At 76.4% G+C, this 19636-nt stretch carries 21 protein-coding genes and 1 tRNA gene; 15 read left to right on the top strand and 7 right to left on the bottom strand.

Translation table 11 applies throughout. From position 1 onward, the window contains the following. From H7K62_RS15370 to H7K62_RS15325, 10 genes are all read left to right on the top strand, one after another. Positions 1-3070: Rne/Rng family ribonuclease (locus H7K62_RS15370; protein ID WP_222437671.1), on the top strand; the 3070-nt coding region annotated here is incomplete at its 5' end. A gap of 210 nt (positions 3071-3280) precedes the next feature. Beyond that, on the top strand, positions 3281-3586 hold the full coding sequence (gene rplU / locus H7K62_RS15365; protein ID WP_186719861.1) for a 50S ribosomal protein L21: 306 nt from the start codon (positions 3281-3283) through the stop codon (positions 3584-3586). Between the two features lie 39 nt (positions 3587-3625). Continuing rightward, entirely contained in the window at positions 3626-3889 is a 264-nt protein-coding gene (rpmA, locus tag H7K62_RS15360) for a 50S ribosomal protein L27 (RefSeq protein ID WP_186719860.1), read from the top strand. 161 nt (positions 3890-4050) lie between these two features. Continuing rightward, positions 4051-5592, top strand: a complete 1542-nt coding sequence (obgE, locus tag H7K62_RS15355) for a GTPase ObgE (RefSeq protein ID WP_186719859.1) — start codon at positions 4051-4053, stop codon at positions 5590-5592. After that, complete coding sequence (gene proB, locus H7K62_RS15350) at positions 5589-6815, top strand: glutamate 5-kinase (RefSeq protein ID WP_370591797.1); 1227 nt, start codon at positions 5589-5591, stop codon at positions 6813-6815. The genes obgE and proB overlap by 4 nt, the downstream gene beginning before the upstream one ends. A gap of 27 nt (positions 6816-6842) precedes the next feature. After that, entirely contained in the window at positions 6843-7304 is a 462-nt protein-coding gene (locus tag H7K62_RS15345) for a hypothetical protein (RefSeq protein WP_222437670.1), read from the top strand. Between the two features lie 70 nt (positions 7305-7374). Continuing rightward, entirely contained in the window at positions 7375-7530 is a 156-nt protein-coding gene (locus tag H7K62_RS15340) for a hypothetical protein (protein WP_186719909.1), read from the top strand. A gap of 56 nt (positions 7531-7586) precedes the next feature. After that, on the top strand, positions 7587-8159 hold the full coding sequence (gene nadD / locus H7K62_RS15335) for a nicotinate-nucleotide adenylyltransferase (protein ID WP_186719857.1): 573 nt from the start codon (positions 7587-7589) through the stop codon (positions 8157-8159). Between the two features lie 119 nt (positions 8160-8278). Beyond that, entirely contained in the window at positions 8279-8689 is a 411-nt protein-coding gene (gene rsfS / locus H7K62_RS15330; RefSeq protein WP_186719855.1) for a ribosome silencing factor, read from the top strand. Continuing rightward, entirely contained in the window at positions 8686-9402 is a 717-nt protein-coding gene (locus tag H7K62_RS15325; protein WP_186719850.1) for a histidine phosphatase family protein, read from the top strand. The genes rsfS and H7K62_RS15325 overlap by 4 nt, the downstream gene beginning before the upstream one ends. Positions 9403-9418: 16 nt before the next feature. Here H7K62_RS15325 and H7K62_RS15320 read toward each other — a convergent pair whose 3' ends face one another. Together H7K62_RS15320 and H7K62_RS15315 are read right to left on the bottom strand one after the other, a co-directional pair. Then, complete coding sequence (locus H7K62_RS15320; protein WP_186719848.1) at positions 9419-10534, bottom strand: 3-dehydroquinate synthase II; 1116 nt, start codon at positions 10532-10534, stop codon at positions 9419-9421. A 66-nt stretch (positions 10535-10600) separates the two neighbouring features. After that, on the bottom strand, positions 10601-11416 hold the full coding sequence (locus H7K62_RS15315; RefSeq protein ID WP_186719846.1) for a beta/alpha barrel domain-containing protein: 816 nt from the start codon (positions 11414-11416) through the stop codon (positions 10601-10603). 210 nt (positions 11417-11626) lie between these two features. Here H7K62_RS15315 and H7K62_RS15310 point away from each other — a divergent pair. Next, positions 11627-11702 (top strand) — tRNA-Ala (locus H7K62_RS15310). Between the two features lie 90 nt (positions 11703-11792). Here H7K62_RS15310 and H7K62_RS23315 read toward each other — a convergent pair. Then, positions 11793-12497: an ABC transporter ATP-binding protein gene (locus H7K62_RS23315; RefSeq protein ID WP_186719844.1), complete on the bottom strand. Its 705-nt coding sequence runs from the start codon at positions 12495-12497 to the stop codon at positions 11793-11795. Continuing rightward, a complete protein-coding gene (locus tag H7K62_RS23310; RefSeq protein WP_186719842.1) occupies positions 12494-13603 on the bottom strand; it encodes an FtsX-like permease family protein in 1110 nt (369 codons plus the stop codon). Before H7K62_RS23310 ends, H7K62_RS23315 begins: the two co-directional genes overlap by 4 nt. Positions 13604-13763: 160 nt before the next feature. Here H7K62_RS23310 and H7K62_RS15295 point away from each other — a divergent pair, with 160 nt between their 5' ends. Together H7K62_RS15295 and H7K62_RS15290 are read left to right on the top strand one after the other, a co-directional pair. Continuing rightward, positions 13764-14996: a sensor histidine kinase gene (locus tag H7K62_RS15295; protein WP_186719840.1), complete on the top strand. Its 1233-nt coding sequence runs from the start codon at positions 13764-13766 to the stop codon at positions 14994-14996. Beyond that, positions 14993-15619, top strand: coding sequence for a response regulator transcription factor (locus tag H7K62_RS15290; protein WP_186719838.1), 627 nt, complete (start codon positions 14993-14995; stop codon positions 15617-15619). Before H7K62_RS15295 ends, H7K62_RS15290 begins: the two co-directional genes overlap by 4 nt. A 37-nt stretch (positions 15620-15656) precedes the next feature. On the opposite strand, the gene H7K62_RS15285 is transcribed toward H7K62_RS15290, so the two are convergent. Beyond that, positions 15657-17234, bottom strand: coding sequence for a long-chain-fatty-acid--CoA ligase (locus H7K62_RS15285; RefSeq protein WP_186719903.1), 1578 nt, complete (start codon positions 17232-17234; stop codon positions 15657-15659). Between the two features lie 266 nt (positions 17235-17500). On the opposite strand from H7K62_RS15285, the gene mscL reads away from it, so the two are divergent. Together mscL and H7K62_RS15275 are read left to right on the top strand one after the other, a co-directional pair. After that, positions 17501-17908: a large conductance mechanosensitive channel protein MscL gene (gene mscL, locus H7K62_RS15280; RefSeq protein WP_186719836.1), complete on the top strand. Its 408-nt coding sequence runs from the start codon at positions 17501-17503 to the stop codon at positions 17906-17908. Between the two features lie 59 nt (positions 17909-17967). Further along, on the top strand, positions 17968-18420 hold the full coding sequence (locus tag H7K62_RS15275) for a ChaB family protein (protein WP_186719834.1): 453 nt from the start codon (positions 17968-17970) through the stop codon (positions 18418-18420). A 33-nt stretch (positions 18421-18453) separates the two neighbouring features. On the opposite strand, the gene H7K62_RS22780 is transcribed toward H7K62_RS15275, so the two are convergent. Together H7K62_RS22780 and H7K62_RS15270 are read right to left on the bottom strand one after the other, a co-directional pair. Continuing rightward, positions 18454-18579, bottom strand: coding sequence for a hypothetical protein (locus H7K62_RS22780; protein ID WP_255472122.1), 126 nt, complete (start codon positions 18577-18579; stop codon positions 18454-18456). 57 nt (positions 18580-18636) lie between these two features. Continuing rightward, on the bottom strand, positions 18637-19614 hold the full coding sequence (locus H7K62_RS15270; RefSeq protein WP_186719832.1) for a hypothetical protein: 978 nt from the start codon (positions 19612-19614) through the stop codon (positions 18637-18639). Positions 19615-19636: the final 22 nt, after the last annotated feature.

The raw sequence follows: 19636 nt of genomic DNA, 5'->3' as shown, positions 1-19636 counted from the left end.
GCCAGCCACCGGCAGCGCGCTCCCGCTCTTCCAGGCGGCCGCCGCCGAGCCGGCGCCCGCCAGGACCCCCAGGCGCCGCGCCACCGCCGCGACGGGCGCCCCCGAGGTGGAGGTCGCCCCGCCGGCCGAGGAGACCCCGCGCCGGGCCGCCGAGCCCGACGCGACCGTCGACGCGACCCCCGTCACGACCTCCGCCGCTGCCGCGCCCGCGCCGGCCGAGGGCGCCGAGCCCGCGGGACGCCGCCCGCGCCGCCGGCGCGCGGCCTCCCGTCCCGCCGGCCCCCCGGTCGAGGCGCCCGAGGCGACCGCCGAGACGACCGCCGACACGACCGCCGAGACGACCTCGGCGTCCGCGCTGGAGGTCGTCCCCGCCGAGGCCGTGGACGAGCCCTCCGCCCCCGGCGCGCCCGAGACCGTCGTCGAGGACGACGGCCTGGACGGCACCGCCCTGGCCGGTGACGAGGCCGCCGCCGCCGACGACACCACGGCCGACACCGACGAGGCCACCGCTGCCACCGCCGCCGAACCGACCGCTGTCGACGACGACGAGGACGACGAGGACGCTGACGACACCGCCGCCGAGGACGGCGAGGACCCCGAGTCCGAGGACGCTGCGGCGCGCCCCCGCCGGGGCCGCCGCCGCCGCGGCGGGCGCGGGCGCCGCCGCCGCACCGGCGACGAGGCGGACGAGGCCGCTGCGGACGAGGTGTCCGAGGGCGACGGGGCCGCGACCACCGCCGACGGTGCCGCCGCCGCGTCCGACGGTCCCGACGACGGCGATGACACCGACGACGCGGACGACACCGAGGACGCCGACGGCGAGGACACCGGCGCCGAGGACGGCGAGGACTCCGAGGACGGTGACGCGGAGGGCTCCTCCTCGACGAGCCGCCGCCGTCGCCGCCGTCGGCGCCGCGGGGGCTCCGACGACGCCGAGGACGCCGCCGAGACGGAGAGCGGCTCGAGCGGCTCGACGAGCTCGCGCTCCCGGTCGCGCTCGCGCCGCGCCCGCAGCGAGTCCTCCGACAGCGGTGACGTGACCGCCGTGAAGGGCTCGACGCGCCTGGAGGCCAAGCGCCAGCGCCGCCGCGACGGCCGCGACGGCGGTCGCCGCCCCCGCGTCCTGTCCGAGGCCGAGTTCCTGGCGCGCCGTGAGAGCGTCGAGCGGACGATGGTCGTGCGCACGCGCGGCGGGCGCTCCCAGGTCGCCGTCCTCGAGGACGGCGTGCTGGTCGAGCACTACTCGGCGCGCAAGCAGCAGACCTCGATGATCGGCAACGTCCACCTCGGCCGCGTGCAGAACGTGCTGCCGAGCATGGAGGCCGCCTTCGTGGACATCGGGCGCGGCCGCAACGCCGTCCTGTACGCCGGCGAGGTCGACTGGGAGGCCGCCGGGCTGTCCGGCCAGGCCAAGAAGATCGAGTCCGCGCTGAAGTCGGGCGACCCGGTGCTGGTGCAGGTCACCAAGGACCCGATCGGCCACAAGGGCGCCCGCCTCACCAGCCAGGTCTCCCTGCCCGGTCGCTACCTCGTGTACGTGCCCGGCGGGTCCATGACCGGCATCTCGCGCAAGCTGCCCGACACCGAGCGCTCGCGCCTGAAGTCGATCCTCAAGGAGGTCGTCCCCGAGGACGCCGGCGTCATCGTGCGCACGGCGGCCGAGGGGGCCAGCGAGTCCGAGCTGCGCCGCGACGTCGAGCGCCTCACCGCGCAGTGGGAGGAGATCTCCGCGCGCGCCAAGCAGGTGACCCCGCCGACGCTGCTGCACGGCGAGCCCGACCTGGTCATCAAGGTGGTCCGCGACGTCTTCAACGAGGACTTCGCGCAGCTCGTCGTCGAGGGGGAGGAGGCGTGGGGCTCGATCAAGCCCTACGTCGACTCCGTGGCCCCCGACCTCGCCGAGCGCGTCACCCGCTGGGACGCCGACGGCTCCGGCGGCAGCGCCTTCGCGCACCACCGCATCGACGAGCAGATCGCCAAGGCCCTCGAGCGCAAGGTGTGGCTGCCGTCGGGCGGCTCCCTCGTCATCGACAGGACCGAGGCCATGACCGTGGTCGACGTCAACACCGGCAGGTTCACGGGCTCGGGGGGCAACCTCGAGGAGACGGTCACCCGCAACAACCTCGAGGCGGCCGAGGAGATCGTGCGCCAGCTGCGGCTGCGCGACATCGGCGGCATCGTCGTCGTCGACTTCATCGACATGGTGCTCGAGTCGAACCGCGACCTCGTGCTGCGGCGCCTGGTCGAGTGCCTGGGCCGGGACAGGTCCAAGCACCAGGTGGCCGAGGTCACCTCCCTCGGCCTGGTGCAGATGACCCGCAAGCGCGTCGGGCAGGGCCTGCTGGAGACCTTCAGCGAGCCCTGCGAGCACTGCGCCGGCCGCGGCGTCGTGGTGCAGGACGACCTCACCCCGCACGGCGGGCACGCCTCCCACGGCAGCGGCGGCTCGGGCGGCAGCGCCCACCCGCCCGTGCCGGCGCCGCCCCGCGGCCGCGGCGAGCAGCGCGGCGGCGAGCGCCAGGACAAGCCCGAGCGCCAGGACCGCGGCGAGCGCCAGGACAAGCCCGAGCGCCAGGACCGGTCCGGTCGCGGCGACGTCCGCCCTGACCAGGAGCGTCCCGCCGCGGAGCGGCAGTCCCGCGCCGAGCGGGCTGACCGGGCTGACCGGGCTGACCGGCACGAGCCGACCGACCACGGGGACAAGGGCGACGGCGAGGCGCGCAGCCGCGAGGAGGCCGCCCGCGACGCGGTCCGCGAGGCCATGAACGGCATCGCCCTGGCCTCGCTGCGCCCGACCGCGCCGGCCGCCGGCCAGGGACCCTCGCTCGAGGCCGCGGCGCTGCTCGCCGCCCTCGGGGGCGGGGAGCCCGAGGTCGGGCCCGAGGTCCCGGCCGCCGTCGACGTGGTCGACGCCGTGGACGTGGTCGAGGTCGTCGAGGTCAGCACCGTCGAGCTGGAGCTCCCACCCCTGCTCGACGAGCCCGCGGACGAGCCTGCGCACGGCTCGGAGGTGGCCCCCGACGGGTCGCCGGAGGGGTCGGACGGGGACGACGAGGGGCTCCGCGGCTGACGCCGCGCCAGCCGCTTTGACGCTCGCCGTCCGCGCTCCGTATCCTGGTGCGTCGGTGCGCCCCCGGTGCGCCGTGCGCGCCAGGGGCGCGCACCCCCGGAACCAGCACCACGGCTCCCCACCGCCGGCCTCGTGCCGGGTCCGGTGGTGCGCCGAGCAGACCAGAAGTCACCAGACAGTCCAGCAGTCACAGCAGAGAGTGAGCGACACGTGTACGCCATCGTCCGCGCCGGCGGCCGCCAGGAGAAGGTCGCCGTCGGCGACGTGCTCGTCGTCGACCGGGTGGCGGGGGAGACCGGCTCGTCCGTGTCGCTGACGCCGCTCCTGCTGGTCGACGGTGACACCGTCACCAGTGCCGCCGACGCCCTGGCCAAGACGACTGTCACCGCCGAGGTCGTCCGGGCCGAGCGCGGCCCGAAGATCGTCATCCAGAAGTACAAGAACAAGACCGGCTACAAGAAGCGCCAGGGCCACCGCCAGGAGCTCACCCGCCTGCGCATCACGGCCATCGGCTGACGCCGACCCCGCACGGACAGACCCGAGGAGAGCACTGAGATGGCACACAAGAAGGGCGCCAGCTCCAGCCGCAACGGCCGCGACTCGAACGCCCAGCGCCTCGGCGTGAAGCGCTTCGGCGGCCAGGTCGTCGGCGCCGGCGAGATCATCGTCCGCCAGCGCGGCACCCACTTCCACCCGGGCGACAACGTGGGTCGCGGTGGCGACGACACGCTGTTCGCCACCGCCGCCGGCGCGGTGACCTTCGGCACGCGCGGCGGTCGCCGCGTCGTCGCGGTCCTGCCCGTGGCCGTGGAGGCCTGAGCACAGCGACAGCGTCACCGGGACCCCGTGCCTGACGCGATCTGACACGGAGACCCACCGAGGGGGCGGCCGGACCACCGGCCGCCCCCTCGCGCGCATCGACAGCAGGTGCGCGCGGCCGTGCGACCAGCACGACCCGCTCGACAGGAGGAGATGGCCCGGTGGCGACGTTCGTCGACCGCGTCGTGGTGCACGTGGCAGCGGGCAGCGGCGGCAACGGGTGCGCATCGGTGCACCGCGAGAAGTTCAAGCCGCTCGGCGGCCCCGACGGCGGCAACGGCGGGCGCGGCGGTGACGTCGTCCTCGAGGTCGACACCTCCACCACCACGCTGCTCGACTACCACCACGCGCCCCACCGCCGCGCCACCAACGGCAAGCAGGGCGCCGGGGGCCACCGCAACGGCGGTGACGGCGAGGACCTCGTGCTGCCGGTGCCCGAGGGCACCACGGTCCGCAGCGCGGACGGCGAGATCATCGCCGACCTCGTCGGCCCGGGCACCCGCTTCGTGGTGGCGGCCGGCGGCCGCGGCGGGCTGGGCAACTCCGCCCTCGCCAGCGCCCGGCGCAAGGCGCCCGGCTTCGCGCTGCTGGGGGAGCCCGGCGAGGCCGAGGACGTGGTCCTGGAGCTGCGGAGCCTCGCGGACGTCGCGTTCATCGGCTACCCCAGCGCTGGCAAGTCGAGCCTGGTGGGCGCCCTGTCGGCTGCCAAGCCGAAGATCGCCGACTACCCGTTCACCACCCTGGTGCCGAACCTCGGCGTGGTCACCGCCGGGGACGAGCGCTTCACCGTGGCCGACGTCCCCGGCCTCATCCCCGGCGCCAGCCAGGGCAAGGGCCTCGGGCTGGAGTTCCTCCGGCACGTCGAGCGCTGCGCGGCCCTCGTGCACGTGCTCGACTGCGCCACGCTGGACCCCGGGCGGGACCCGATCACCGACTTCGACGTCATCGAGGCGGAGCTGGCGGCCTACCCCGTGGCGCCCGACGCCACCGGCCCGGCGTCCGTGCCCCTGCCCGACCGCCCCCGCCTGGTGGTGCTCCACAAGGTGGACGTGCCCGAGGCCAAGGAGCTCGCCGAGCTGGTGCGCCCCGACCTCGAGGCGCGCGGGCTGAGCGTGCTGGAGGTCTCCTCCGCCAGCCACGAGGGGCTGCGCCAGCTGACCTTCGCCATGGCGTCGCTGGTCAGGCAGGCCCGCGAGGAGGCGCCCGCGGCGCCGGTGGCGCGCACGATCATCAGGCCCCGCGCGGTGGACGACGCCGGCTTCACGGTGGTCCGCGAGGGGGCGCCGGCCTACGCCGAGGCGGCCGGCGACGTGGTGTTCCGCGTCCGCGGCGCCAAGCCGGAGCGGTGGGTGCGCCAGACCGACTTCGCCAACGACGAGGCCGTGGGCTACCTCGCGGACCGCCTCGCCCGCCTGGGCGTGGAGGAGGAGCTCTTCAAGGCCGGGGCCGTGGCCGGCTCCACCGTGGTCATCGGCCCGGGGGACGACGCCGTGGTCTTCGACTGGGAGCCCACGCTCGTCGGCAGCGACATGGCGGTGGGACCCCGCGGCACCGACCTGCGCCTGGAGGGCTCGGGCCGCGCCAGCCGCGAGGAGAAGCGCGAGCTGTACGAGGAGCGCCGCGCCGCCAAGCGCGACGCCCGGGAGGAGCTGGCCGAGGAGCGCCGCGCCGGCGTCTGGACCGACGCCGGGGACGAGGGGTGAGCGCAGGCCGCGCTGACGGCACCGCCGTCGTGACGGGGCTGGCCGACCGGTCCGCCCTCGCCGGCGCTGGTCGCGTGGTGGTCAAGGTCGGGTCCTCCTCGTTGACCCAGCCGAGCGGGGGCATCGACGACGCCCGGCTCATCGCGCTGGTCAACGCGCTGGTCGAGCGGGTGCAGGCGGGCACCCAGGTGGTGCTGGTCTCCTCGGGGGCCATCGCCGCCGGGCTCGGGCCGCTGGGCCTGGCCAAGCGACCCCGCGACCTCGCCACGCAGCAGGCCGCCGCCAGCGTCGGCCAGGGCCTCCTGGTGGCCCGGTACACCTCGGCCGCGGCCGCCCACGGACTCACCGTGGGGCAGGTGCTGCTCACCGCTGACGACGTCATCCGGCGCACCCAGTACCGCAACGCCCAGCGGGCGCTGGAGCGCCTGCTGGGCATGGGCGTGCTGCCGGTGGTCAACGAGAACGACACCGTGGCCACCGCCGAGATCCGCTTCGGGGACAACGACCGGCTCGCGGCCCTGGTGGCCCACCTCGTGCACGCCGACGCCCTCGTGCTCCTGTCCGACGTCGACGCGCTCTACGACGGGCCGCCCAGCCGCCCCGGCTCCCGGAGGGTCCCCCTGGTGACCTCCCCGGCGGACCTGGACGACGTGGTGGTGGCGGGCTCCAGCAGCGGCGTGGGGACCGGCGGGATGACCACCAAGCTCGACGCCGCGGCCGTCGCCACCGGCGCCGGGATCGCCACCGTGCTGGCCTCCGCGGCGCAGGCCGGTGAGGCGCTGCAGGGGCAGGACGTGGGCACGTGGTTCGCGCCCACGGGCACCCGGCCGCGCACGCGGATGCTGTGGCTCGCCCACGCCGCCAGCCCGCAGGGGCACCTCGTGCTCGACCGCGGGGCGGTCACCGCGGTGGTGCGGCGGGGCGCGTCGCTGCTGCCTGCGGGCGTGGTGGCCGCCGAGGGGTCGTTCGAGGCGGGCGACCCGGTGGACCTGTGCGACGAAAGCGGCCACGCCGTGGCCCGCGGCCTGGTCAACTACTCATCGGCCGAGGTGCCCGACCTGCTCGGGCGCTCGACCCGGGAGCGGCTCGACGCCCTCGGGCCGGGCTACGACCGCGTGCTCGTGCACCGGGACGACCTGGTGCTGCTGCCGCGGCGGCGGCAGGGTGGGACCGGAGACGCTCCCGCCACCTCGGGCAGCCGCCCGCGCGCGGCGACGCAGTAGCACCCCTCTAGAGACGGAGACACCCCCGTGGACGACGCCCCGAGCCAGCCCAAGCCCGTCCGGCTGGTGCTCGCGCCCGGTGGGGGAGAGGGCGGTGACGCTCCCCTGCCCGGTCTGGAGCGGCTCCCGGGCGGCGGGGGGCAGGCGCTGGGAGAGCCGCTGCTGTGGCACGTCAGCGTGACCTTCGCGGGGCCCCGCGTCCCCCGCCAGCAGCTGCACGCGGCCCTGGTGCGCCTGGTGGAGGCGCAGCCGTTCCCGGCGACCGTGCGCTACAACGACGAGCGGGCGGAGGTCTCCTACTGGGACGAGGCGGAGGACGTCGACGACGCCGCCGCGCTGGGCCTGCGCCTGTGGGCGGAGAACCGCCGCACCGCCGACCTCCCGGGCTGGCGCGCCGTGGGCATCGAGGTGGTCGACCGCGAGACGCTGCGGGCGCGCGGCGAGCGGACACCCCCGCCGGCCGCCCTGGGCGACGTCCGGCCCTGGTGACCTGGCAGACTGCTGTCCCGCACCCGCCGACCTCCGGCGGGCCCGCTCCGGAACACCTCGTGGAGGCGCTGTGCTCGTCGCCCTGGTCATGAGCGCCACCGGCGCCGGCGAGACGGCCAGCTCTGAGCCGTTCCCGCCGCTCGTCTTCGGCCTGATCGCCTTCGCCGTCTTCCTGCTGCTGCTGGGGATCCTCTGGGCCTTCCGCAGCGTCGGCAACCGGCACTGACCAGCTCACCGGCACCGGTGCCGGGGCGGGTGCCCGGCCGGGCGCGCCTCGGCGTGATGGGTGGCACGTTCGACCCGGTCCACAACGGCCACCTGGTGGCCGCCAGCGAGGTGGCCGCGCGCTTCGACCTCGACGAGGTGGTCTTCGTGCCGACCGGCGAGCCGTGGCAGAAGAGCTCCCGCGCGGTCTCCTCGGCCGAGCACCGCTACCTCATGACCGTCATCGCGACGGCGTCGAACCCCCGCTTCACGGTGAGCCGGGTGGACGTCGACAGGCCCGGTCCCACCTACACGGTCGACACCCTGTCCGACCTGCGCGCCCAGCGGCCCGACGCCGAGCTGTACTTCATCACCGGCGCTGACGCGCTGGCCCAGATGCTCACGTGGAAGGACGCCGAGCGCCTCGCGGAGCTGGCGAGCCTCGTGGGGGTCACGCGCCCCGGGCACGAGCTCGCCGTCCCGGCCTCCGGCGCGCTCCCGGCGGGTGCGGTGCACCTGCTGGAGGTGCCGGCGCTGGCGATCTCCTCCACCGACTGCCGCGAGCGGGTCCGGCAGGGGCTGCCGGTCTGGTACCTCGTGCCGGACGGGGTGGTCCAGCACATCGCCAAGCACCGCCTCTACCGCGACTGACGGCCGCCCCCACGCCGCCCCCGTGCCGCCCCCCGTGCCGCTCCGCGGGCGGGGCCCGCCGCCCCGGCCCGGCCGGGCGACGGTTCGGGCCAGGCCCCCGTCCGTGCCATCCTGGGAGGGTGACCGCCACCCCCCGCGCCGTGGAGCTGGCCGTCGCGGCCGCCCGCGCCGCCTCCGAGAAGGGCGCCACCGAGGTGCTCGCCCTGGACGTCAGCGAGCAGCTGGTGATCACGGACGTGTTCGTCCTGGCCGCCGCTGCCAACGACCGCCAGGTGCGCGCCGTGGTGGACGCCGTGGAGGACGCCCTGCACCAGCTGGGCTCCGACGCCGTCCGCCGCGAGGGCATGAACGAGGCCCGGTGGGTGCTGCTGGACTTCGCCGACGTGGTGGTCCACGTCCAGCTGGCCGAGGACCGCCAGTACTACGCGCTGGAGCGCCTCTGGAAGGACGGCCCGGCGATCGAGCTGCCGGAGGACGTCACCGGTCCCCGCAGCGCCCACGAGGCCGGAGCGGCGGGGCTCGCGCGGTGACCGCGGCCGGCGGTGGTGCCTCGCGCCTCGTGCTCTGGCGGCACGGGCGCACGACCTCCAACGCCGAGGGCCGCTTCCAGGGCCAGCTCGACGTCCCCCTCGACGAGGTGGGGCACGAGCAGGCCCGGGCCGCCGCAGCGCAGATCGCCGCGATGCGCCCCGACCGACTGGTCAGCTCCGACCTCTCCCGCGCGCGGGCCACGGCGGCCCGCCTGGAGGAGGTCACCGGCCTGCGCGCCGTGGAGGACGCGGCCCTGCGCGAGCTGGACGCCGGCGCCTGGCAGGGGCTGCTGCACCAGCAGATCGCCGACCACTGGCCGGACGGCCACCGCGCCTGGCGCTCCGGGGAGGACCTGCGCATCGGCGGCGGCGAGAAGCGCAGCGAGCTGGGCGCCCGGGTGGCGGCGTCCCTCGAGCGCCACGCGGCGGCCACCCCGGACGGAGGCCTGCTGGTGGCGGCCTCCCACAGCGGTGCCCTGCGCGCCGGCGTGCTGGTGCTGCTGGGGCTGCCGCCGGAGGCGTGGGCGCAGTTCGCCTCGCTGGGCAACGGCCGGTGGGCCGTCGTGGAGCGCCGCTTCGGGCGGTGGGTGCTGCGCGGGTACGACCTCGGGCCGCGCGGCGTGGGTGAGGAGGACGCGGGCCGCACGAACGCTGACGGCGCCCGCAGCCTCTCCTCCGCGGTGTCGGAGAGGTCGGCGGGCGCCGTCGTCTGAGGTCCCCCGAGGGGCCTCAGTTCTCGAGGATCTTCTCCGAGACCTTGATGCCCACGTGGCGGCCGGGCTCCCAGGTCCCGCCGAGCAGCTTCTCGCCGGGCTTGACCTGCGTGAGGTTGCGGACCTCCCCGCCGTCGCCCATGACCCGCACGTGCCAGTCGTCCTGGAGGATGACGTTGACCAGCGAGCCCGACGCCTCGTCGCGGGCCTCCAGGAGGCGCAGCGGGCGCAGCTCGATCTTCACGCGGCCCACGGTCGTGTCGCGGAAGCGCCCGGCGGCGCTGACGCCGGAGACGGGGGCGCCCGCACGCAGGTCGGTGATGTAGGACGTGGTGGTCGGGGAGAACACGTAGGAGTGCACCGCCCCGGCGTTCACCCGGAACGGGCGCAGGTCCATGTAGGGCAGGTAGTGCACCTCGGCGCACACGAGGATCCCGCCCGAGGACGTCGACCCGATGATCATGCCCTCGTCGTCGTCGAAGAGCGTCGTGGTGTCGATGCACCCGCGGTAGCCCATGCCGATCGGCCGGGAGGCGGTCACGGTCAGCGGCACCAGCGGGGCCACCCGCTCGGACTGGCGGGCCACCACCTGCGCGGCGACGTCGAGGTCCACCAGCGAGGCGGCGTCCACCAGGACGCCCGCGGGTCCGGACTCCAGCACCCCGGCCACGGTGGAGGCCTCCGAGCCGGTGGCCAGCGCCTTGAACACCGCGGTCCGGGTGCCCTGCGCGCGGGCGAGCAGCAGCTCGAGCGGGATGTTGGTCTCGTCGGTGAACACCGACAGCAGGACGTCGACGACGCCGCACTGGTCGGCGGCCTCGTCCATGCTCGCGCCGTCGTCGATGAGGCAGCGCACCCCGAGCCGGCGCCCGTCCGCCAGGGAGCGCGCCGCGGCCAGCGAGCGGACCCCGTCGGCCACGACGGCGTCGACGGGGGCGGCGGCCAGGTCCGAGGCGGAGGCGTCCGGCCCGACGAGGACGGCGACGGCCAGGCGCTCGACGGGCTTCCACCCGTCGAGCTGCTCGGGGCGCAGGAGGACCGCGTCGACGGCGGCCGTGCGGACGTGGGCGAGGGCGGCGTCGAGGTGGTCGCCGGACAGGGCCGTGACGTCGGCCCAGAGGTCGGAGGTCATGGGTGCGGGGTCTCCCTGGTGCTCGGGGGGCTGGGGTGGTCTGGGGTGCGGTCTGCGGCGGCCGCGTCAGGCGCGGGTGAGGTCGAAGGGCTCGGCCAGCCCGGCGGGCGTGGCCGGCACCCGGGGGTGCACGAGGTCGCGCAGCGCGCGGGTGGCGGTGGCCGGGTTGGCGTGGGTGAACACCCAGCGCCCGACGCACAGGCCCGCGACGCCCGTCTCGAGGGTCTGCCGCGAGGTCTCGAGGAAGTCCTCGAACGTGGCCCCACGCCCGGTCTCGCCGCCCGCGACCACCACGGGCACGCCGATCCTCGTGGCCAGCGCGTGGCTGGTCTCCAGGTCCGGGGAGGTGGCCTTGACCACGTCGGCGCCCATCTCGGCGGCCACGCGCGCGGCGTGCAGCGCGGCCGCGCTGGCCGAACGCGGCCCGCCGGGGCGCACGTAGGTCATGACCAGCAGCGGCATGCCGAAGCGCTCGCAGTCCGAGGAGACGGCGCCCAGGTCCGCCAGGGCGGCGCGGTCGTCCGCGGCCCCGCAGCCGAGGGTGACGTGCACGGAGATGGCGTCGGCGCCCAGCGCCACCGCCGACTCGACGCTGCAGACGGCCGTCTTGACGTCGCCGTCGGGGGAGAGGTTGGTGCTGCCCGACAGGTGCACCAGCAGCGCGGTGCCGCGCTGCACGGGGGCGTGCCGCTTGGCCGTGCCCCGGTGCACCACCACCCCGTCGGCACCGCCGTCGGCCACGGCCGAGAGCAGCGGGGCCATGTCGCCCAGCCCGGAGTCGAAGCCCGTGGTGACGCCGTGGTCGGCGGCCACGAGGAAGGTGCGGCCGTCGGGCCCGAAGAGCCGGGCCAGGCGGCGGTCCTTGCCGGAGATGATGGACATGGTGCAGTTCCCCCCCTGCGGTGTGAGTGGACGACAGCCGGGGTTCGGACCAGCACTGCTCCGGGACTGCGGCTGCGGACCCCAAGGTGCTGCGCGCCGCCGCGACGGGCAAGCCGTGGACCCCCATCCGGGGCACTCCCGAAGACGCGCTACAGTTGCTCCCACGTCCTGAACGGGAGGGCTTCTGCTGAAGCGCTCCGAACGGCGGACGGGGCTGTGGCGCAGCTGGTAGCGCACCTCCATGGCATGGAGGGGGTCAGGGGTTCGAATCCCCTCAGCTCCACCAGGGCGAGAGGGCGGCACCCAGCGGGTGCCGCCCTCTCGCGTTCCTGGCCCCTCCTGGCTCCCGCCCCGACCGGCCCAGCGCAGGGCGGGCTCAGCGCAGGACGGCGGACTCCACCCGCCCGTCCCGCATCCGCTCCACCCGCTCCAGGCCGGGGACGCCGTCGAGGCGGTCCAGGTCGTGCGTCACCAGCAGCGTCGAGGTCCCCCGCTGCCGCGTGAGCCGCACCAGCAGCTCGACCGCGCCCGCGGCGCGCTCGGTGTCCAGCGCGCTGGTGGGCTCGTCCACCAGCAGCACCGACGGCGCGTGCACGAGGGCCCGGGCGACGGCCGCGCGCTGGCGCTGGCCGCCGGAGAGCTGGTGGGGCCGGCGGTGCCCGAGGCCCTCCAGTCCCACCTCGGCGAGCAGCTCCTCGGCGCGCTCGCGCAGCGCGCGCCGGCGCAGCCGGCGGCCCCCGGGCACCCCGCCGAGCTCCGCCATGACCAGCAGCTGGTCGCGCACGGTCAGCGACGGCAGGAGGTTGGCCTGCTGGAACACCACCCCGATCCGCTCCCGGCGCAGCGCTGCCGCCGCCGGGGCCGACAGGCGGGCCACGTCCTCGCCGTCCACCATCACCCGCCCGGAGTCCGGGCGCACCAGGGTCGCGGCCACCGCCAGCAGGCTCGACTTGCCCGAGCCGCTGGGCCCGGTGAGCACGGTCACCTCCCCGCGCGGCACGTCCAGGTGCACGCGGTCGAGGGCGGTGACGCGCTCCGTGCCGTCCGGGTGGGTCAGCGTGACGTCGTCGAGGGTGATCACCGGATGCTCCCGAGGGCTGTGAGGGGGTTGGCGCGGGTGACGGCCCGCAGCGCCGCGAGGACGCCGACCAGGCCGAGGAGGACGACGAGGACCGACGGGCCCAGCGCCGTCAGCGGCGACAGCACGAACGGCACCGCGCCACCGGCGGCGGACCCGAGCGCCCAGCCGAGCGCCGCCACGCCCGCGGTGCCCGCGGCCACGCCGCCGAGCAGCACGGCGGTGCCCTGGCCGAGGGCGTCCACCACGAGCGAGCGGGTGGAGGCGCCGAGGGCCTTGAGGACGGCGACGTCGGCGGAGCGCTGCAGCGTCCACACCGTGAAGAACGCCCCCACCACGAGGGCGCTGACCACCAGCAGCAGACCGATGATGAGCGCCAGCGAGCCGACCTCGGAGCGGAAAGCGCCGATCGCCCCCAGCGAGCCGAGGAGGGTGGTGGAGGTGGTGCCCGCGCGGGCGTCGAGCGCGGCCCGCTCGCCGCCGTCGAGGTCGCCGCGGACCACCAGCGCGCTGGGGTCGCCGGACCCGCCGGTGGCGCGCGCCATCCGCTGCCAGTCGGCGAGGGTGGTCCACACGACCGGGGTGTGCGCGTACCAGCCGTCCCCTGAGACAGCGGCCACGGCGAACCGCTGGCCGCCCACCAGCACCTCCTCCCCGGCGCTCGCCCCCAGCTCCCGCGCCGCGGGGACCGAGAGCACCACGGAGCCGTCCGCAGCGGGAGTCTGCGGCGCGAGGCCGGCACCGGCGCCGAGCACGGCCACCGCGGCGCTGGCCGTCCCGTCCGCGCCCTGGCGGGAGGCGCGGGTCTGGTCCACCCCGAGAGGCCAGGCGCCGGTGGCGCCGGCGGCTGCGGCCCAGGCGCGCTGCTGGTCGGGGGAGACGGCGGAGTCGGCGAAGGTGAGGGCTCCGGTCGTGGAGCCGCTGCCGGCGGGCCGGGCCAGCACCACGGCGTCGGCGTCCAGGCCGAGCACCGCGGAGGTGTTCTGCGCGGCCAGGCCGGCGGTGAGGCCGGTGAGCGAGCCCACCAGCAGGGTGACGAGGGCGACGACGGCGGCGAGCAGGGAGAACCTGCCGCGGGCGGCGCGCAGGTCGCGCCAGGCGACGAACACGGGGGACCTCCTGGGTCGAGGACGAGTGGTGTCCACCGTGCTCGCCACGCGCCGGTCCCGGCATCGCCCGTGAGGCGGCTCCCGGCGGAGCGCGGGTGGGAGGCCGGACTCCGTCCTTCGACGGATGCGCGGCCCGCCGGCGCGCGGTTAGCGTCGCGCGGTGCACCGCGACGCCCTCGCCCCCGTGGTCCTCGGACTGCGCGTGGGCCTGCACCTGCTCGTGGTGGGCGTTGCCGCGCTCGTCGTCGTCCTGGCGGACCCCGCGGACCGCACCGCGGTGGCGGCGCTGGCCGCGGCGCTGGTGGCCGTCTACGCCGCCGGCGCGGTGCTCGCGCGCCCGGGGCGGCGCGTGCGCTCCCGGGTGTGGCTGGCGGCGCTGGGCCTGCTGTGGGTGGCGCTGGTGGCGGTCTCGCCCCAGGCCGCCTACCTCGTCTTCCCCCTCTACTTCCTGTCGCTGCACCTGCTGCCGCGCTGGTGGGGCCCGGCCGCTGTCGTCGTCGCGACCGTGGTCGCCGCGCTCGCGACGGCCCGCGGCGGTGGCCTCACCGTGGGCGGCGTGGTGGGCCCGGTGCTCGCCGCGGGCGTGGCCCTGGCCATCGGCCTGGGCTACCGGGCCCTCGCCCGCGAGGCCGCCGAGCGCGAGCTGCTGCTGGCGGAGCTGGTGGCCGCCCGCGCCGACCTGGCCGCCAGCGAGCGCACCGCCGGGGCCCTCGCCGAGCGCGCCCGGATCGCCCGGGACCTGCACGACACCGTGGCCCAGGGCCTGTCGAGCATCCAGCTGCTGCTCCACGTGGCCGAGCGCGCCGACCCCCGCGGCCCGGGCGTCCCGCACGTGCGGCTGGCCCGCGACACCGCCGCCGCCAGCCTGGCCGAGGCGCGCGCCCTCATCGCCGAGCTCGCACCGCCCCCACTGGCCGACCAGGGCCTGCTCGCGGCGCTGCGCCGCCTGGCCGCCACCCAGTGGAGCCGTCCCGGGTTCGTCGTGGACGTGGTCGGGCCCGACAGGGCGGCAGACGGGGAGGTCGGCGACGCGGAGCCGCCGGTGCAGGTGGCCACCGCGCTGCTGCGCATCGCCCAGGGAGCGGTGGCCAACGCCGCCCAGCACTCCGGCGCCGCCCGCGTCGAGGTGCGCCTGCAGCGGCTGCCGGGTGCGACCCGGCTGTCGGTGGTCGACGACGGGTGCGGGTTCGAGCCCGCCGCCGTGGCCGAGCGGACCGCAGGCGGCGCTGGTCACTTCGGGCTGCGCGCCGTGCGCGAGCGCGTCGAGCAGCTCGGCGGCGGCCTCGCGGTGCGCACCGCCGTGGGCCGCGGCACCGCGGTGGAGGTGGAGCTGCCCGACGCCCCGGCCGTTCCCGGACAGCTCACCGCCACCGGTGCGGAGGTGCCGGCATGACCCGGGTGGTGCTGGTCGACGACCACCCCGTGGTGCGCCTGGGCCTGCGGGCGCTGCTGGAGCAGGAGGGCATCGCGGTCGTCGCGGAGGCCGCCACCTGCGAGGAGGCGGTGCGCGCAGCGGTCGACCACGCGCCCGACGTCGTCCTCATGGACCTGCAGCTGGACCCCGCCCCGGGGGCACCCGGGGGCGCCGAGGCCACGCGGCGCATCCGCGCCCTGCCCGACGCCCCGCCCGTGCTGGTGCTGACCAACTACGACACCGACGGCGACATCCTGGGCGCGGTCGAGGCCGGCGCCAGCGGCTACCTGCTCAAGGACGCGCCGCCCGCCGAGCTGCTCGCGGCGGTGCGGGCGGCGGCGGCGGGGGAGAGCGCGCTGGCGCCCGCCGTGGCCAGCCGCCTGCTCGCCCGGGTGCGGGCGCCGCAGACGTCGCTGACGCCGCGGGAGGTGGAGGTGCTGGCGCTGGTGGCCGACGGTCGCTCCAACGGCGACATCGCGGCGGAGCTGAGCATCAGCGAACCCACGGTGAAGAGCCACCTCGTGCACGTCTTCACCAAGCTCGACGTGACCTCGCGCACCGCCGCGGTCGCGCGGGCGCGCGACCGCGGCGTGCTGCGCTGACGTCTGAGCTGACCTCCGCGCTGACCTGTGGAGCCGGTCAGCCTTCGTACTCCGCCACGAGCTCCCGCTTGAGGATCTTCCCGCTGGGTCCCTGGGGCATGGCCTCCCGCACGTGCACCACCCGCGGGTACTTGTACGCCGCCAGGTGCTGGCGCGCCTGCGCGACCATCGCGTCGGGGTCGAAGGCGCGGCCGGCCTCGGAGTCCTCCACCACCACGGCGGCGTGGACCTCCTGGCCGTGCTCGTCGTCGGCCACTCCGAAGACGGCCACGGACGCGACCCCGGGGTAGCGGACCAGGACCTCCTCCACCTCGCGGCAGTACACGTTGTAGCCGTTGCGGATGATCATGTCCTTGGCGCGGTCGACGATGCGGAGGCGGCCCTCGTCGTCCTTGGTGGCGATGTCGCCGGTGCGCAGCCAGCCGTCCACCACGGCCGCCTCGGTGGCGTCGGGGTTGCCGAGGTAGCCCTTGAAGAGGTTGTGGCCCCGGATGACCAGCTCGCCGCGCTCCCCGGGCGGCAGCACCACGATGCGCTCGGGGTGCCCGGGGTCGGTGACCTCGGCCTCCACGCCCCACACGGGGAAGCCCACCGACCCGGCGACGGCCGGCTCCCCGACGCGGTTGAAGGAGGCCACCGGAGAGGTCTCGGTGAGGCCGTAGCCCTCGTGGACCGGAGCCTCGAAGACCTGCTGGAACCTCTCGAGCACCGCCTCTGCCAGCGCCGCGCCACCGGAGATGGCGTACCGCAGCGGCGGCAGCTGGCCGCCGCCCTCGCGGTGGGGACCGGCGGCCTGCAGCAGCGCCCCGTACATGGTGGGGACGCCGATGAACACCGTCGCCTGCTCGGCGTCCATGATCCGCAGTGCGGTGGCCGGGTCGAACTTCGGCAGCAGCAGCACCATGGCCCCGACGCGGAAGGCGGTGTTCATGACGCACACCTGGCCGAAGGTGTGGAACAGCGGCAGCCCGCCGAAGACGACGTCGCCGGTGCGCATGTCGAAGCAGTCGATGAGCACCGTGTTGACGTTCTCGACGATCGCCAGGTGGCTGCCGACCGCGCCCTTCGGCCTGCCGGTGGTGCCGGAGGTGTAGAGGACCGTGGCGGGGGCCAGCGGGGGGACGGGCACGAGGCGCTCCAGCGGCTCGGCCGCGCGCGCCTCGTCCTCCAGCCGCGGGGCGGGCACCTTCTCGCGCTGGTCGTCCGGCACGAGGACGGTCACCACCGGGATCCCGGCTGCCGCCGCGGCGGGCAGCGCCGCCGCCAGCACCGGCGCGGCGGCCACCACGAGGGTGGCGCCGGAGTCGCGCAGCACGTGCTCGACCTCGTCGGCGGTGAAGAGCAGGTGGACGGGGACGACGACGGCGCCCAGCGCCAGCAGGCCGAAGTAGACCCGCGGGAAGTCGGGCACGTTCGGCACGAGCACCGCCACGCGGTCGCCCGGGCCGACGCCGCGGGCCCGGAAGGCGCCGGCGTACGCGCGGGCCTGCTCCCAAAACTGCGCGTACGTGACCCGCTCGGAGCCGCACACCACGGCCGTGCGGTCGGCGTGGCGCACCGCGGAGGAGGCCAGCAGGGAGGCCACGGACAGCGAGCCCAGACCGGGCCCCGACAGGGCGTCCGCGCGCGGGTCGGGCCAGGCCGGGCGGTCTGTCCGCTGGGGGCCCTGGCTGCCGGTGTGCGGCGCTGCGGCGGCGGTGGTCACGGGTGTCCTCCCTCCGGCGCCGTCACCAGCGGCGGCGCCTGCGGGACATGCTCGCCGGTCAGCCCTGGCCGGTCCAGCCGTACCCCTCCCGACGGACGACGACGGCTGCCATGATGCCTGCGCAGATCCGTCTGCCCCGGCAACCACCACCACACGTCCGACCCCGAGGAGGAGCCGTGAAGGGCTTCCGCGAGTTCATCCTGCGCGGCAACGTGGTCGACCTGGCCATCGCCGTGCTCATCGGCGCGGCGTTCGGAGCCGTGGTCAAGTCGTTCACCGAGAACCTGCTGACGCCGCTGCTGGGCGCCTTCGGGGGCGTCCCCGACTTCTCAGCGCTGGCCTTCACGGTGAACGGCAGCAAGTTCGGCATCGGTGCCTTCATCAACGCCCTCGTCGCGTTCGTCATCACCGCGGCGATCCTCTACTTCCTGGTGGTCAAGCCGGTCAACGCGCTCATGGCGCGCTACCGCACCGAGCCGGAGCCGAAGGCCCCCGTGCACGAGTGCCCCGAGTGCCTGTCCAAGATCCCGGTGAAGGCCACGCGCTGCGCCTTCTGCACCGCGCAGGTCGTGCCCGCCGCCTGACGGGTGACCCGCCGGGACGCGGGCGCTTCGACGCCCGTCCGCGCGGGTAGGGGCGGCGCATGGCGATGACCACGAAGACCGGGAAGGTCCGCGAGGACGAGCTGCCCAGCACGCTGCAGCGCTCGGACGAGAAGGCGCAGGCGACGTTCGCGAAGGCTCACGACTCCGCGGAGGAGACCTACGCCGACGAGCCGAACACCGCCGAGCGGGCCCGCCGCACGGCGTTCGCGGCGCTGAAGCACACCCACGAGAAGGTCGGGGACCACTGGGAGCCCAAGGAGGGCGGGCGCCGCGGCCCCTCCGACGCCCAGGCCGAGCGCGGCGCCGCTGGCGACGGCGCTGACCTCCCCACGGCCGGCGGGGTGGACGCGCACGCCACCAAGGCGCACCTGCTCGACCTGGCGCGGCGCCTCGACGTGCCCGGCCGGTCCTCCATGACCAAGGACGAGCTGGTGGCGGCCCTGCAGCGGGCCAACGAGAAGGAGACCGCCAGGGCCCGTGAGGGCTCCTGACGGTCTCCCGCCACCATCGGGCTCAGCGAGCCGTCACTGGCACGCCTCGCAGTCCTCGCCGTTCTCGATCGAGCAGGCGGTGGCGCCGGTCAGCCAGTCGTCGTCCTCGGCCGCGGCCTGCGGCTCGGCGGGAGCGGTGGTGGCGGTGGTCTGCGTCACGGGGGTCCTCCAGGAGATGAGCTGGGCGCGGGTGCGGGCAGGAGCCCTGCGAGAGCCTCAACGCCCGACGGGCGCGGGACCGTCCAGAGTAGTCGCGCGAGCGGAGCGGCGGCCGGTCAGGCACGCCACGGCCGCCAGGGCCACCGCCACGCCGTCCTCCACCAGCGCCGCCTGCCAGTCCGGCACCCGGGCCGAGGCCCAGCGCCGCCACGCCAGACCGCCCCAGGCCCCGCCCGCGGCGCCCGCCGCGGCGGCGACGGAGGGGACGACGGCGTTGGCGCTCTCGCGGGCAGCGAGGGCCGCGGCCCCGCCGGTCGCCGAGACGAACCGTGCCGGCAGGCCCTGCGCCGAGGTGCGCGCCGGGGTCCCGGGGGCCTTGTCGGCCACCAGCTCACCGGCCACCGGCAGCACCGCGAGCGCCTTGGCGCCCGCGGACGCCGACGACGTCAGCGCTGGGGCCAGCAGGCCGAGGCTGCTGCGGCTGCCGGCAGCCACCCCGAGCAGGGCCGAGCTCAGCACGAGCGAGGCCGAGGCTCGGCGGCGCCGCTCGCCCGCGGGCTCGAGGGCCCTCAGCGTGGCGTGGGTGGCCATCCCGAACGCCAGGTGCGGCACGGCGTCGGCCACCCAGTCCTGCCGGGTCCAGGTGCGCGGGTCCGACACACCCAGCGCGCCCATCGGCAGGTCCGTGGCGGCCATCGCCACGGCCCCGGTCACCACCGCGCCCACCGGGGCGGAGAAGCGCAGGCCCGCCGCGCGGGCGGCGCTCACGGCGACCCCCGTGGACAGGCCCACCGCCGTGCCGGACAGCGCGCCGAGGGCGGTGAGGCGGTTGCTGCGCTCGGACCCGGACCCGGGCACCTCCCGGCCGGTGGCGCGCGCGGCCGCCTCGACCACGTCCTCCGGGGTGGTGCTGGCCGGCCGACCCCGCCAGGCCATGTCGGCGTAGGTCACAGCGTTGAGCACCGTGGTGCCGACGGCCCCGGCAGCGAGGCCGCGGCCCAGCGCCGACCCGCGGGGGCGAGAGGTGGTTGCCATGCCCGCCACGGTCCGGTGGCGC

The organism is Quadrisphaera sp. RL12-1S (assembly GCF_014270065.1).
Lineage (GTDB): Bacteria > Actinomycetota > Actinomycetes > Actinomycetales > Quadrisphaeraceae > Quadrisphaera.
This window is presented reverse-complemented; position numbering and strand designations above follow the sequence as displayed.